The sequence below is a fragment of the Pseudoalteromonas rubra genome (genome assembly GCF_005887115.1).
Taxonomy (GTDB): domain Bacteria; phylum Pseudomonadota; class Gammaproteobacteria; order Enterobacterales; family Alteromonadaceae; genus Pseudoalteromonas; species Pseudoalteromonas rubra_F.
Window position 1 is genome coordinate 1 of the sequence record NZ_PNCJ01000015.1, and the last position, 14,364, is coordinate 14,364.

The window sequence follows — 14,364 nt, forward strand, 5'->3', positions numbered from 1 at the left end:
GGTCATAGACACCTCTCATTGAGTGGTAATAATACCACCTAAAATAGTGTCCGGTTTTATTGAATCACAACAGTTTTCTTATCTTGACATCGCAGAAGCTTTCATACAATTCATTGTTGCTCAAAATAAAAGTAAACAGGATCTGCACATATGATGACACTTATTGCTCTGCCTTTTCCAAAAATACGCAGTCGGACCTCGAAAATTTCAGATTTGTATAATGCTAAGCTTACACAATTTATGTTTTTATAGAGTTCATCTATATTCATATGATATGTAAATTGATTTTTTACGACTTCTTCCTTCGTGATAGACTTTAAACCCAGACTACCTTTACTGGCAAGCTCAACACTCTCAGACTCATCAATCAGGAACTTACTTTTTGCGAGATTAAATGCTTTCTTAAATCCATTCTTAAATCCACTTTCGTGTTCCTGCTCTCCCACATTTCTCAGCTCATCGAATTCTATAGAAAGAGAATATAGCTGCTCATTTATTTCCATCTCTACGTCGCCCAGTTATTAAGCCATTTTTTCCAAGTGAAATTCTCTTTTTCATGATGAGGTTTTCTGGGCCCGGAATATATGGACGCTCCAGCTATGCCACGTTAAATAAATTTTCGGCAACTACATCACCCATACAAATAAAATAACTATCGAAAATCAAATTAAAGTAGATTTTTATTTCACCTGCTCAATGATTTCGCTTGAACTCAATACCTAACTGCATTTTTAGATGAATTCTAAAATCAATTTTATCGGCTTGGGAATCTAGCTTGAAAACAGTCACATTGTTAGAATATTTCCGCCTAATCCGTCTTTCCAAATTATCATCAAAAACAACAATAATGACCTTTCTCTTAGGGAAGCTACTAATAATCAAGTTTAGTTCCCATTCAACAGCGGGAGTAATCTTGCTAAGATCAAAAACTGCATGATCTGAAGAACTTGCTATATAAGAAACATGCCCCTTCCAGTTTAAGTCTGAACTTTCAAATAGAGTTGGTTTAAACGCAAGATCAAAAAAACTTAATCTTTTCGCTCTTTCTTTAATTATATTTTTGTCACTAAGCGTAATAACCTCACCGTATTTGTTGAGATTATTAATTAGGAATAGAGATCCTTTAGAACTTGCCTCATCAAATGGACGAAGGAGAACTATTCTATATTTAGAATCTACAAATGAAAATTTCACAAGATAAATCACTAAATAAGCGAACTGATAAGAAAAAACAATTAAAGAAATCAATTCCAATCCGGACTGAGCCAAATTATCAAAACCAAAATTGTACCCCCTATAATAACCAACCACATTATTCACAAATGCAATTATAGGTACACCTATAGCTGTGGAGCTATACATATCACCTTTGACATACTCGGCAAGATAGTGATTGCAAGATCTTTTTATGTTTTTATTTTTAGGCTCTTTCTTTATTCTTATCTCTTTGCGAAATCCATTTCTCTTTTGCTTTTCAAATAAGTGAATTACAACCTCTATCAGCATTGATAAAAATATGAATATCACAGGAGGAAGAACCCCGAATATAAAAGACATAAATAACAAAAAAATCATTACTGAAATCTTATAAAAGTTACTCTTCATTGGGGCTCTCTTTTACAGTGTAACTTAGTTTATTTAACAGCACTTTCCTTAATTTAAAATTTAGGCTAACGTGAAAGTCTGTATACGTCAATCGCTTTTATCCACATTGTGGCGTTGTTTCCTAAATCATTGAACTAATTTAGCCTTGTATATTCAGGTCGGCGTTGTTTCTTAACTCATTGAACTAATCTAGTCTTGCGTGATCAGCTCAGTAAAAGCGGATGGCGCTTATGATACCCGAGGCTGTTATGCCGAAGTCACAGCCAAAAAGGCCGACGCAGTGATCCCACCAAGGTGTAACGCACAGTTGTGGGAGGATGGACATGCTCGTAACAGCGTGGTCATTTTAACAAAGCATATAGGCAGCAATGAGTGGAAAGAGTGTGCTAACTGCCATCAACGTTCATTGGCGGAAACAGCAATGTACCGGTATAAACAGCTAATGGGTGACAAGCTGGTCAGTCGTGGATTCAATCAGCAGCACACCGAAGCGATGATTAAAGTGTAAGTGGTCAATAGAATGGCTGGGCTAGATATGCCTGAATATCAGGGAAGCAGCTGAAATCACGGTATTGACTAAGCTATTTGGATTTGATCAACAAGGCCGACTGAAACCTCTAATTCTTATACCAACCAGGTAAATGTGAAAAAATTACCCATTATTATGTAGTTTAATATATCTAATAAAATACATCGGATCATTTTTTTAATTAAGTTTACTCAGCATTATATCTGTAATGAAACTATCAAATGCTCGATACCCCAATAAAAAAGCCTCCTAGAGAAAGGAGGCCCTTAAGAATAAGAGAGCCTAAAAGGCCCTCAGTAAAAAACGTGATCGATTATTGTGCTGCCGGTGCCAGCTCCCAGGGCCCAGTGCCGTTTGGCTCATCACCGCGAGTCCACCACTTCGCAACATACACTTTGCCATTAAAGCTGGCTTTATCACCTTTCAGGTAAACCTTATTTGCCTCCCATGCAGCAACATTATCAACCGGAGGTTTGTCATCTGGCGGCGGCAAGTTATCAACCACAGTGACGACCGGCCACCCGGTGTGCGACCCATAGAAGTTAGTCACGCATTTTTCGTAATCGCCTTCAACAAGTGCGGAATATGCCGTCTGGTAACCCACCAGTTTACATTCAAACGAGAACCCTCCCGGACGGTCGGCATAGTATTCCCAATTTGCTTCCCAGTTGGTGTAAAGTACTTCACCGGCACCATCCAGATTCAAACTGCCGAAGGGTGTTTGTTGCCAGCAGGTATTTTCTTCATCGCTTTCGACCGGAATGTTGTAATAATGCGACAACCCTTCCCAGTAGCGAATACGATTGACCGGCTGGCCTTTATTTTTGTTGTGCTCACCGCATTCGATCCCGCCATTAATGACGTTGATTGTGGTCCCAAAGCCGTAGCCAATACCGGCATTCAGCTCAGTCTGAGACGGCACCCAGGTACGGTCAATCACATGCAGCATTGCCGGTTTCGGTGCCTGAGGGGTCAGGAAAAACCAGATTGCAGAAGCCAGATTGAGCCAAGAATCAGCAACCAGGGCTGGGTTATTCAGCAGCACAGTCGCATCACCGTCAAACATGGCTTCAGAGAACATGCCATAGTTAAAATGGTAAGACAGCTGTTTAGCGCCGCGACCAAAATACCCTTGCCCGTCTGCACAAGGCCAGCGCCGGTTTTGCCAGTCATTCTGTCCACACCCTGTAGTATAGCCAGGCTGCCCTTCAGACCAGCCCATTTCACGCACATGCACCAGGGCTTGCTGCCACTCTTCTAATCTCAGCGGGTTATCCGAGACATTGTCTTTAGCAATGTGGCCCCCTGTTTCCTGTGCAAAATGTGCAAACGCGGTGACAATCGACTTTTTACAAATGGCGTCCGCATTGCGACCATCTGTATAGTCACCACAAAACGCCGGAAACTTGCCTATAGCACGCAAAAAGCGCGTATAAGTGTATTCAGGTGCAGCCATTTGGGTCAGAAAATTCCACTCACTCTGGCCAAATACCCGCTCTACGCGCTTGACGTTTTCGGGGTTAGAGGCGGCGCCAGGTACAATGGCATCAACCACAGTATTGCTGCGGGTTTTTAGTGCCTGTGCCCACACGCTATACATTGGGTTTGAGGTCAGGGCAGCTTCGGCTGCCTGAAGCCCGGTTCGATCCAGTAAATAGGCACCAGAGTTGTTCGGATCTGGCTGAACATTGAGTGCCAGTGCGGGCGTGCTGATACACGCCATAACCGCCAGGCAAACGGAGTTAAGTTTTTTCATAGGACATCCTTTACATGTTGTTGTGATTCAGGATGCGACTGTCATATCGCGCCCTGAATTAAATTGTTATCGTTCTGTTTAACAGTACGTCATTACAGATAATTGCAACTTACGCAACCATCATTCAGACACACCATTGTCACAATTATTACCAAGATGACATCGCTGTCAACGGCAAATGAACACAAAACACACTAATTTCGTACCTATTTTGTACAGTTTTTTTTGAACGCCTTTGTTTTCAAGTAATAAATGCTGCAAAATGACAACTCAGTAAATGACACTAGGCAGTAGCGCATGATTTCTATCCTTCCTCTCGATACCTCCCATTATCAGGCAGTCATCGACCTCGGCAATCTGGTCCACGGGGACAATTACCTCGATATGGCGGGTATAAAAATGATGCACCAACGGGGCACTAAAGGTGATTTGAATGCCTCTTTTGTGGCGCTCGATGAGTCGCAACAAGTGGTTGGGTTCAGAACTTCTTATAGCGCAGGCCAGTGGCCTATCGACAAGTGGTGCTCACCTGCACTGTGGCCAGTTGATGAGGAGCATATGGCATACTTTAAGTGTATTGCCATTCACCCCGAGGCGCAGGGACAAGGGATTGGACCTAAGTTACTCAACGCATCTGTCGAGGTATTGAAACAACAAGGCGCACAGGCTGGGGTCTCCCATCTGTGGATGCAAAGCCCGGGCAACGGAGCCGTGAAATACTTCACTAAAGCAGGCGGAAAGCTCGTTAAAGTTCACGATGATCGCTGGTTAGATCTGACCTTATATGAGGGATATCGCTGCACGCTTTGCGACACTGAATGCCATTGCCAGGCTGCTGAAATGGTATTGGAGTTCTGATGCAAACCTTCGATCCCCTAAGTGTAGCCCATTGTCAGGGCCAGGAATTCGCGCCAAGTTACTGGGCCGCAACACAGTCACTGCCAACAGCAAACCCAGCACCCGAAGCATCTGAACACTTTGATGTAGCTATCATTGGTGGCGGATTCAGTGGGTTATTAAGTGCTTACTATCTGGCCACAAACTATCAGCAAAAAGTGTGTGTACTGGAAGCCAATCAGGTTGGCTTTGGCGCCAGTGCGCGAAATGCAGGATTTGCACTGCCCGGCTCAGGACGTCTTGGCTACCCAGATTATGCCAAGCGCTGGGGTATGGCGGTCAGTCGGGGAATTTATGATGAATTCCAGGGCGGCGTTAACCGGGTACGTTCTCTGATCGCAGAGCATAACATTAACTGTGATGCGCAGCCCTCAGGTTATCTGAAAGTCGCGCATAACGCTCAGGCTTACGCTAACTTACAAGCTGCAGCGCAGTTCATTTCAACGAATTTTGGCACCGATGACAGCCGCCTGCTGCACCGTGATGAACTTGAAGCGGAGTTTATGCTTAATCAACACGCTCATGGTGCCATACGCTATGAAAATGGATTTGGCCTGCATCCACTCAAGCTTCTGATGGGCTATCGCGAGATGGTGATTCAGGCAGGCGTCACTTTATTTGAACACAGTCTGGTCAGTACCGTTAAGCATGGCCTGCGTCACCAGTTAAGTGTCAATGACCAAACGATTCGCGCTGATAAACTGCTATATACAGGCAATGCTTACAATAATAAACACAGCCATCCGCTTATCGATAACCGCTATTTGCCCATTCTCAGCAGCATTTTCGTAACGCGCCCTCTGAACGAACAAGAGCTGGTGCAAAGTGGTCTGCAAACACACCAGGTAGTTATGGATACGCGCAGGCTGAAATACTATTACAGGCTGCTACCTGACAACCGCCTACTCTTTGGCGGCAGGGGTGCGGTGTTTGCAAAAGATCAGAACAAAGCCAAGTACCTGAACCACCTCAAAACCGCACTGTCAGCATGCTTTCCCTGTTTATCAGGCATTAATCATGACTATTACTGGCACGGTTATATTGCAGCAGCGCTGGACGATATGCCGCACGTCTTTTTTGAGGATAATGTCGGATATATTTTGGGGTATTGTGGCTCAGGTGTATCGTTTAGCTCACAGGCAGCATACAGACTGGCACAACTAGCAATGGATGATAAAGTGCCCGAACTCCCCTTATATCAGCGGCCTCTGCCCAGGATCCCTTTTCCACAGCTTCGTCGCTTTGGTCAGCTGGGTTACTATCACCTGGCGCAAGTGCAGGATAAGTTTTCATAACAATTATTGACCAGACATCAATATAAGGTTACTGTGAATTGCGAAGTTTTTTCGCTAAGGAAAACACAAAAACCATTTGGAGGTGAAATAACAATGTTAAAACTAAACAAAAAACCACTAAAAAGCTTATCTCATAAACAACTGCAGCATGCAGAGAAGAACACACCACATGTTGCTGGCGGAACAGGCACGACAAGCTGGACTTGTCCCGGCTCACGCCCATGTCAGGATAAATTTGAGTAACATTATCTAGTGTCGGTAGCTGGCGCTCATTAAGCCCAGCTACTTTTAATTCATGTTACAAAAAGGTCTATCTGCGAGGCCAATTCAAACATCGCAGCATTACTCCAATTCTATGCCTAGAAATTAAACCAGAGATATTTGCTACCAAGGTATCGCTAACCCCTGATAGTCATAAAAGCCACCGCTTTGCGCTTCGTGTAGTTCATCCAGCACCTGTTTCAGGCCTTTTGCAGACTCTTCGGCAGAGATCAATGCATTAGGGCCACCCATATCGGTTTTAACCCAACCCGGATGCAGCGCCACGGTTTTTATTCCTTCAGGTAATAGGTCATTGGAAAGGCTTTTGATCACCGAGTTTAACGCCGCCTTTGAGCTGCGATAGATATACCCGCCCCCTTTAGTGTTGTTGGTCATGCTGCCAACTTTCGATGAGAGTACAGCAAACGTCTTTAACTTACCTAGTCTTAGTTGCGGGGTGAATGCCTCCGCCAATTTAAGCGGTGCAATCACATTGACTTCCATCACACGTTGCCATTGCTCTACATCACAGTCGCCAAACGCATAGCCTTTGGGTCCATAAATACCTGCATTGTTAATCACCAAGTCTATCTGTACGTCATGCAATGTACCAGACAACTTAGCCATCTGTGCATAGTTGGTAATGTCCAGAGCAAGTATTTGTAAGTGACTAAACTGCTGTTCCAGCTGCCACAATGTGTCGGCAGCTTGTGGGGCTCTGCAGGTTGCCAGCACCCGCCAACCTTGTTCGAGATATAATTTGACGAGCGCCAGCCCAATACCACGATTTGCACCTGTGATGAAAAGTGTATTCATAACTTTATGTCAGCCTTAACATTACCACTATATGTTTCATTATATACGTTTTACTTGGCAGCGCAGCCCACTCAGTCTAGCAACCAGGATAGAGCTTGCCCTTTTTCCTCAAAGTACCGGGACTCCCCTTCTACAAACCAATTACCGACCATGGCTGCAAGCTTTTGCCAACGGCTATTGCCAAGCACCGCAATCTTATAGAAGTCATGACTATGACGCTGGGCCAATGCAACGTCGTCCCAGGCAGCATGCAACTCCCACCCTTCAAACTCAGTCACATCAACCAGTACTCTGATCTTTTGCCCTACAGCCGCTCTTAACGCACTGTCGATTACTGCCTTTATGGCCATATAATCAGAATGATTTACCCTGCCCAGCGCTGTAAAGCTCATGAGCAGGTCGCCATTTACTCGCTCAGTATCAACAGAGATTGAATGAAAGCGCTCCATGACTTCCTCAGCTAAGAATTTGCGTCATACTGATCCAAATTAGCAGAGAGGTTAACAAAAAGGCAAAAAACAAACGTAAAATACGCAGCTGTTCAGGAGTTTTTATGAATCGATGCAACACACCACCGAGTGCCAGCCAAAGACTATCCACCAGAATTGCAATGGCAAAGCACGTTATTGCTGCAAGTAAGGCGCCGATAAACGGACTGGTACCGGGCACACTGTTATTGGCAAATATGGCAATGCAAGCTGCGTAGGCTTTGGGATTAAGCAGGTTCAAAATAAAGCCATCCCGAAACCCAACCTCACCGCCTTCCAGATGAGATAATCCGCTGCGATTGGTCGCAATTTTGTACGCGACGTAAAACAAATAGGCGATGGCTGCAATCTGACACACGGTGCTCAAGCTGGGATAGCTTAAGAGTAATGCACCCAGACCCGTCGCCGCTGCCACAATTGCCACTAATAATCCGAGTAAGATACCAGATAGAAAAGGGACGCCTTGCCGCACACCTGAGCTGGCACCAACAGCGGCCAATGCTAAGGGTGCAGGACCCGGCGAGCCAAGCAGCAGCGCAGTGGTCAGGGCAATAGAAAGTAACGCTTCATACATCTTTTTCGTTCCTTAAAAAACAAGGCCCGGACTAACCGGGCCAATTTTCATGCTCAAAAATACTGGTAATTAGATTTGCTCTTGCGGGACTCGCACATGCCCCTCCATCACCACTCGGGCGCTGCGGCTCATCACCGCTTTTTTAGCCAGCCAGCGACCATTGACTTGTTCGGCTTCTGCGCCCACTTTTAAAGTGCCCGAAGGGTGGCCGAAAGTAACACTGTTGCGCTCACCACCGCCTGCCGCCAGGTTCACCAAAGTACCGGGAATGGCAGCTGCCGTGGCAATCGCCACTGCGGCCGTACCCATCATGGCATGGTGCAGCTTGCCCATAGACAGGGCCCGAACAGACAAGTCAATATCCTGTTGAGAAATGGCTTTACCACTGGATGCAGTATAGGCCTTAGGTCCACATACAAAGGCTATTTTAGGTGTATGCTGACGTACCTTGGCTTCGTCAATGTGGTCAATCAGACCCATTTTTACGGCACCGTAAGCGCGGATTTGCTCAAATCGTGCCAACACTGCGTCGTCACCATTGATCGCTTCTTGTAGCTCCACTCCGGTGTAACCTAAGTCTTCGGCACGGAAAAACAAAGTTGGGATCCCGGCATTAATCATAGTCACATCAAACGTGCCAATCTCCGGTACTTCCAGTTGGTCGACCAAATTGCCACTTGGGAACATATCTGCATCAGCATCTGCCGGGTCAATAAATTCCACCACCACTTCGGCAGCAGGAAAAGTCACGCCATCAAGCTCAAAGTCGCCACTTTCCTGCACTTCGCCATTCGCCATAGGCACATGAGCGATAATGGTTTTTTCAATGTTTGCCTGCCAGATCCGTACTACGGCAATGCCGTTTTCGGGTATTCTGCTGGCATCTACCAGGCCGTTGCTAATGGCAAACGCACCCACCGCAGCGGTCAGATTGCCACAGTTGCCACTCCAGTCGATAAAAGGTTTGTCTATCGCGACCTGGCCAAACAAATAGTCGACATCATGGTCCGCTTTTTCACTTTTCGACAGGATCACGGTTTTGCTGGTACTGGAGGTCGCGCCACCCATACCATCAGTTTGCTTGGCATAAGGGTCCGGGCTGCCAATCACTCGCAGCAGCAGTCTGTCGCGCGCTTCACCCGGCACTTGTGCCGCCTCGGGCAGGGAGCTGAGATTAAAAAACACACCTTTGGAAGTGCCACCGCGCATATAGGTCGCCGGCACACGTAGTTGAGGTTTGAAAGTCATAGTTTTCATCCTAAGTAGCAGAGTGGACCCCTTTGCGGATGCACTCTGCTCAGACAGGCTCCACAGTTAGTGCGGAGCAAGAATGCTGTGGTTAAGCGTTTGCTTCCAGAAAGTCTTTGGCAAAGCGCTGCAGCACGCCACCGGCTTCGTAAATAGACACTTCTTCTTCTGTGTCCAGACGACACAACACAGGCACTTCAAGCTGCACGCCATTGCTGCGGTGGATGATCAGATTCAGCGTTGCGCCTGGTGTGCGTGTGCCTTCGACATCGTAGGTTTCAGTACCATCCAGCTCCAGTGTTTTACGCGTTGTACCATTTTGGAACTCCAGCGGTAACACACCCATGCCAATCAGATTGGTACGGTGAATACGCTCAAAGCCTTCAGCCACAATCACTTCTACACCCGCTAAACGCACGCCTTTGGCTGCCCAGTCGCGAGACGAGCCCTGACCATAATCGGCACCGGCTACGATGATCAGCGGTTGCTTGCGCTCCATATAGGTTTCGATGGCTTCCCACATGCGAGTGACTTTGCCTTCTGGCTCAAGACGCGCCAGTGAGCCTTGCTTCACTTCGCCGTTTTCCAACACCATTTCATTAAGGAGTTTGGGGTTCGCAAAGGTAGCACGTTGCGCCGTTAAGTGGTCGCCACGGTGGGTTGCATACGAGTTAAAGTCTTCTTCAGGCAGACCCATTTTTGCCAGATATTCACCGGCTGCACTTGAGGCGAGGATTGCGTTTGAAGGCGACAGGTGATCTGTGGTGATGTTGTCACCTAAAATCGCCAGAGGTCGCATGCCTTTCATGGTGCGCTCACCTGCTAACGCGCCTTCCCAATATGGCGGACGGCGGATATAGGTACTCATCTCACGCCACTGATAGAGCGGGTCGTTGTCTTCACCATAGTCAACGCTCAGGTCAAACATAGGTTCGTAGACGGCGCGGAATTGCTCAGGTTTCACGCTCTGTGCAATCACTGCGTCAATCTCTTCATCGCTTGGCCAGATGTCTTTTAACGTAACCGGGTTGCCATTCTGGTCATGACCCAGCACGCCATTTTCGATATCAAAACGCACTGATCCGGCAATCGCATATGCCACAACCAAAGGCGGTGATGCCAGGAAAGCCTGCTTAGCATAAGGGTGGATACGACCATCAAAGTTGCGGTTACCCGATAGGACGGCAGTGGCATAGAGGTCGCGGTCGATCACTTCTTGCTGAATTTTTGGATCCAGTGCCCCACTCATGCCGTTACAGGTGGTACAGGCAAATGCCACGATACCAAAGCCCAGTTGCTCAAGCTCAGGCAACAACTGCGCTTCTTCCATGTAAGAGCGCACGGCTTTGGAACCCGGCGCAAATGAGGTTTTTACCCACGGTTTGCGGCTCAGGCCCAGTTTGTTGGCATTACGTGCCAGCAAACCAGCGGCCACCACATTACGTGGGTTACTGGTGTTGGTGCAGCTGGTAATGGCTGCGATGATCACCGCGCCGTCTGGCATTTCGCCCTCACGCTGCTCATAATCAGCCACAATACCTTGCTTGGCCAAGTCTGCTGTCGCAACACGGCGATGCGGGTTTGACGGACCGGCCAGGTTACGGCCAACCGAAGATAAATCGAATTTCAGCACACGCTCGTACTGCGCACCTGTCATGGCATCGGCCCACAACCCCGTGTGCTTGGCATATTGCTCAACCAGCTTGATTTGCTCGTCATCACGTCCGGTCAGGCGCAGATAGTCAATGGTTTGCTGGTCAATATAGAACATGGCAGCCGTGGCGCCATACTCAGGTGTCATGTTCGAAATGGTTGCCCGGTCACCTAAAGACAAGCCCTCGCAGCCCTCGCCGAAGAACTCAAGGTACGAAGAAACCACGCGTTCCTGACGTAAAAATTCCGTTATGGCCAACACGATGTCAGTGGCAGTGATCCCCGGCTGACGCTTGCCAACCAGCTCTACACCTACGATATCTGGCAGGCGCATATAAGAAGCACGACCCAGCATCACGCTCTCAGCTTCAAGACCACCAACACCCACGGCAATTACACCCAGTGCATCCACATGCGGGGTATGGCTGTCGGTACCGACCAGGGTATCCGGGAATGCCACGCCATCACGCGCCTGGACTACCGGTGACATTTTCTCCAGATTGATCTGGTGCAAAATACCATTGCCCGGCGGGATCACATCAACGTTTTTAAAGGCCGTTTTGGTCCAGTTAATAAAGTGGAAGCGGTCGTCGTTACGGCGGTCTTCAATCGCCCGGTTTTTCTCAAAAGCATTTTCTTCATAGCCGGCGTGCTCTACTGCCAGACTGTGATCAACGATCAGCTGAGTTGGTACTACCGGATTTACTTTGGCCGGATCGCCGCCTTTTTCAGCAATGGCATCACGCAGACCCGCAAGGTCTACCAGCGCCGTCTGGCCTAAAATATCATGACAGACCACACGCGCCGGAAACCAGGGGAAATCCAAGTCACGACGACGCTCAATAATTTGGGTCAGATAATCGTTGAGCTTTTCAGGCTCAGCGCGGCGCACCAGGTTTTCTGCCAGGACTTTAGAGGTATAAGGTAAGCCATCGTACGCACCGGGCTTGATGGCTTCGACCGCTTCGCGCGTGTCGTAATAACACAGCGAAGAGTCAGGTAATTTTTTGCGAAATTGGCTGTTCATAACTACTTCCAGAATTGCTCATTAGCTTAACGGCACAGATCTTTATGATTATTGTCGGTGATCTGTGCCATACAGTGACGAATGTTAAGTTGGGATATTAACGCTCGGACATAGCTGGAACCGGACGCAGTTCCTCACCAGTATATTCCGCTGACGGACGGATGATACGGTTGTCTGCTCTTTGCTCCATCACGTGACCTGCCCAGCCTGTCAGGCGCGACATTACAAAGATAGGCGTGAACAGCTTAGTTGGGATCTTCATAAAGTGATAAGCCGATGCGTGGAAGAAATCCGCATTACAGAACAGCTTTTTCTCGCGCCACATCACCGCTTCACAACGCACAGAAACCGGATAAAGTACGGTATCACCCACATCAGCTGCCAGCTTTTCAGACCAGCCTTTGATGATTTCGTTACGCGGATCAGATTCAGAGTAGATAGCGTGACCAAAGCCCATAATCTTTTCTTTACGCTCCAGCATGCCCATCATTTCCTGCTCTGCGTGATCGGCCGACTCAAAGCGCTCAATCATTTCCATTGCCGCTTCGTTCGCACCACCGTGCAGAGGACCACGTAATGAACCGATGGCACCTGTGATACATGAATGCATGTCTGACAGCGTAGAAGCACACACACGTGCGGTGAAAGTAGAGGCGTTAAACTCATGCTCTGCATACAGAATAAGTGAAACGTGCATTACACGCTCATGCAACTCACTTGGCTTCTCGCCATGCAGCATGTGCAGGAAGTGTGCGCCGATTGAATCATCGTCTGTTTCAACATCAACACGTACACCATCATGACTAAAGCGATACCAGTAACAGATGATGCTTGGGAAACACGCCAGCATACGATCTGTGATGGCCTGCTGTTGTTCAAAGTCGTGCTCACCTTCCAGGTTACCCAGCATAGAACAACCTGTGCGAAGCACGTCCATTGGGTGTGCGTCGGCCGGAATACGCTCCAGCACTTCTTTTAGTGCCTGTGGCAGGCCGCGCTGAGATTTTAACAGTGCCTTGTAGCTGTCCAGCTCCTGCTGGTTAGGCAATTTACCTTTTAGGATCAGATATGCGACTTCCTCAAACTGGCAGTTTTCAGCCAGGTCTTTTACGTCGTATCCACGATAAGTCAGGCCTGAGCCTGATACACCCACTGTTGAAAGTGCCGTTTTACCTGCAACCTGACCGCGAAGGCCTGCACCGCTTAATACTTTAGCCATTTTGTTGTCTCCTGAATTTTACCTGCTGGTTAATTTCAATGTGATAAAAGCCGCAGAAACGCGGCTTTATCTTTATCCTTTAAACTGTTTATTTATTCTTACCTTGCGCAAACAATGCGTCGAGTTTTTGCTCATACTCGTGATAGCCAAGATAATCATACAAGTCCATACGAGTTTGCATGCTGTCGATGACGGCTTTCTGATCGCCGTTTTCTAAAATTGATTGATATACCATCTCTGCGGCTTTGTTCATTGCACGGAACGCGCTCAGTGGGTAAAGCACCATGTCGACGCCCCACTCACCCAGCTCTTTTTTGTTCCACAGCTCTGTTTTACCGAACTCGGTGATATTCGCCAGAATAGGCACATCCAGCGCTTCAGCAAATGCACGATAATGTTCTTCTGTCTGAACAGCTTCTGCGAAAATACCGTCTGCACCCGCTGCAACATAGGCTTTAGCGCGCTCAATAGCTGCTTCAAGGCCTTCCTGCGCGAATGCGTCGGTACGCGCCATGATGAAGAAGTCTGGATCGGTACGCGCATCTACGGCCGCTTTGATACGGTCGACCATTTCGTTTGTCGACACTATCTCTTTGTTAGGACGGTGACCACAGCGCTTTTGAGCGACCTGATCTTCCATATGCACGGCAGCGGCACCCGCTTTTTGCATTTCCTGAATAGTTTTAGCAATGTTAAATGCACCGCCCCAGCCCGTGTCGATATCTACCATCAGAGGCAAGTCACAGGCAGAGGTAATACGCTGAACATCCGCAATCACATCGTTTAAAGAGGTGATGCCTAAGTCCGGCAGACCATAAGAGGCATTCGCAACGCCGCCGCCAGACAGGTAGATAGCCTGGTGACCGATTTTCTTCGCCATGATGGCGCTATAGGCATTAATGGTGCCCACAATCTGTAGTGGCTGATTGGCTTTTAGCGCGTCACGAAATCTTTTACCTGCGCTGATGATCCCTGTACTCATAAGTGTGTCTCCCC

At 47.6% G+C, this 14,364-nt stretch carries 13 protein-coding genes; 3 read left to right on the top strand and 10 right to left on the bottom strand.

Annotation, left to right across the window (positions count from 1 at the left end):
• Nucleotides 1-110: 110 nt before the first annotated feature.
• Complete coding sequence (locus CWB98_RS10775; protein ID WP_138544882.1) at nt 111-503, bottom strand: hypothetical protein; 393 nt, start codon at nt 501-503, stop codon at nt 111-113.
• 190 nt (nt 504-693) lie between these two features.
• A complete protein-coding gene (locus CWB98_RS10780) occupies nt 694-1,605 on the bottom strand; it encodes a hypothetical protein (protein ID WP_138544883.1) in 912 nt (303 codons plus the stop codon).
• Between the two features lie 199 nt (nt 1,606-1,804).
• Between CWB98_RS10780 and CWB98_RS10785 the strand changes: the two genes are divergently transcribed.
• A complete protein-coding gene (locus CWB98_RS10785) occupies nt 1,805-2,113 on the top strand; it encodes a transposase (protein WP_249364664.1) in 309 nt (102 codons plus the stop codon).
• 334 nt (nt 2,114-2,447) lie between these two features.
• Here CWB98_RS10785 and CWB98_RS10790 read toward each other — a convergent pair whose 3' ends face one another.
• Nucleotides 2,448-3,890 carry a chitinase gene (locus tag CWB98_RS10790; RefSeq protein WP_138544884.1) on the bottom strand — a complete coding sequence of 481 codons (1,443 nt, stop codon included), beginning with the start codon at nt 3,888-3,890 and terminating at the stop codon, nt 2,448-2,450.
• A gap of 300 nt (nt 3,891-4,190) precedes the next feature.
• Here CWB98_RS10790 and CWB98_RS10795 point away from each other — a divergent pair, with 300 nt between their 5' ends.
• Nucleotides 4,191-4,748, top strand: a complete 558-nt coding sequence (locus CWB98_RS10795) for a GNAT family N-acetyltransferase (protein WP_138545046.1) — start codon at nt 4,191-4,193, stop codon at nt 4,746-4,748.
• Nucleotides 4,748-6,082, top strand: a complete 1,335-nt coding sequence (locus CWB98_RS10800; RefSeq protein WP_138544885.1) for an NAD(P)/FAD-dependent oxidoreductase — start codon at nt 4,748-4,750, stop codon at nt 6,080-6,082. The genes CWB98_RS10795 and CWB98_RS10800 overlap by 1 nt, the downstream gene beginning before the upstream one ends.
• A gap of 384 nt (nt 6,083-6,466) precedes the next feature.
• On the opposite strand, the gene CWB98_RS10805 is transcribed toward CWB98_RS10800, so the two are convergent.
• The 7 genes from CWB98_RS10805 to prpB form a co-directional block, all read right to left on the bottom strand.
• The gene (locus CWB98_RS10805) at nt 6,467-7,159 is read right to left on the bottom strand and encodes an SDR family oxidoreductase (protein WP_138544886.1); all 693 of its coding nucleotides are present in this window, start codon (nt 7,157-7,159) and stop codon (nt 6,467-6,469) included.
• A 71-nt stretch (nt 7,160-7,230) separates the two neighbouring features.
• On the bottom strand, nt 7,231-7,608 hold the full coding sequence (locus CWB98_RS10810) for an STAS/SEC14 domain-containing protein (protein WP_138544887.1): 378 nt from the start codon (nt 7,606-7,608) through the stop codon (nt 7,231-7,233).
• Nucleotides 7,609-7,615: 7 nt separating this feature from the next.
• The gene (locus CWB98_RS10815) at nt 7,616-8,221 is read right to left on the bottom strand and encodes a LysE family translocator (RefSeq protein WP_138544888.1); all 606 of its coding nucleotides are present in this window, start codon (nt 8,219-8,221) and stop codon (nt 7,616-7,618) included.
• 69 nt (nt 8,222-8,290) lie between these two features.
• Nucleotides 8,291-9,469, bottom strand: a complete 1,179-nt coding sequence (prpF, locus tag CWB98_RS10820) for a 2-methylaconitate cis-trans isomerase PrpF (RefSeq protein WP_138544889.1) — start codon at nt 9,467-9,469, stop codon at nt 8,291-8,293.
• 91 nt (nt 9,470-9,560) lie between these two features.
• The gene (gene acnD, locus CWB98_RS10825; protein WP_138544890.1) at nt 9,561-12,149 is read right to left on the bottom strand and encodes a Fe/S-dependent 2-methylisocitrate dehydratase AcnD; all 2,589 of its coding nucleotides are present in this window, start codon (nt 12,147-12,149) and stop codon (nt 9,561-9,563) included.
• A 97-nt stretch (nt 12,150-12,246) separates the two neighbouring features.
• Entirely contained in the window at nt 12,247-13,368 is a 1,122-nt protein-coding gene (prpC, locus tag CWB98_RS10830) for a bifunctional 2-methylcitrate synthase/citrate synthase (RefSeq protein WP_125784003.1), read from the bottom strand.
• An 88-nt stretch (nt 13,369-13,456) separates the two neighbouring features.
• Nucleotides 13,457-14,335, bottom strand: a complete 879-nt coding sequence (prpB, locus tag CWB98_RS10835; RefSeq protein ID WP_138545047.1) for a methylisocitrate lyase — start codon at nt 14,333-14,335, stop codon at nt 13,457-13,459.
• Nucleotides 14,336-14,364: the final 29 nt, after the last annotated feature.

What these genes read in the sequence shown, in the direction of transcription:
- CWB98_RS10775 (WP_138544882.1), bottom strand. Translation starts at nt 503, where the DNA reads ATGGAAATAAATGAGCAGCTATATTCTCTTTCTATAGAATTCGATGAG.
- CWB98_RS10780 (WP_138544883.1), bottom strand. Translation starts at nt 1,605, where the DNA reads ATGAAGAGTAACTTTTATAAGATTTCAGTAATGATTTTTTTGTTATTT.
- CWB98_RS10790 (WP_138544884.1), bottom strand. Translation starts at nt 3,890, where the DNA reads ATGAAAAAACTTAACTCCGTTTGCCTGGCGGTTATGGCGTGTATCAGC.
- CWB98_RS10800 (WP_138544885.1), top strand. Translation starts at nt 4,748, where the DNA reads ATGCAAACCTTCGATCCCCTAAGTGTAGCCCATTGTCAGGGCCAGGAA.
- CWB98_RS10805 (WP_138544886.1), bottom strand. Translation starts at nt 7,159, where the DNA reads ATGAATACACTTTTCATCACAGGTGCAAATCGTGGTATTGGGCTGGCG.
- CWB98_RS10810 (WP_138544887.1), bottom strand. Translation starts at nt 7,608, where the DNA reads ATGGAGCGCTTTCATTCAATCTCTGTTGATACTGAGCGAGTAAATGGC.
- CWB98_RS10815 (WP_138544888.1), bottom strand. Translation starts at nt 8,221, where the DNA reads ATGTATGAAGCGTTACTTTCTATTGCCCTGACCACTGCGCTGCTGCTT.
- prpF (WP_138544889.1), bottom strand. Translation starts at nt 9,469, where the DNA reads ATGACTTTCAAACCTCAACTACGTGTGCCGGCGACCTATATGCGCGGT.
- acnD (WP_138544890.1), bottom strand. Translation starts at nt 12,149, where the DNA reads ATGAACAGCCAATTTCGCAAAAAATTACCTGACTCTTCGCTGTGTTAT.
- prpC (WP_125784003.1), bottom strand. Translation starts at nt 13,368, where the DNA reads ATGGCTAAAGTATTAAGCGGTGCAGGCCTTCGCGGTCAGGTTGCAGGT.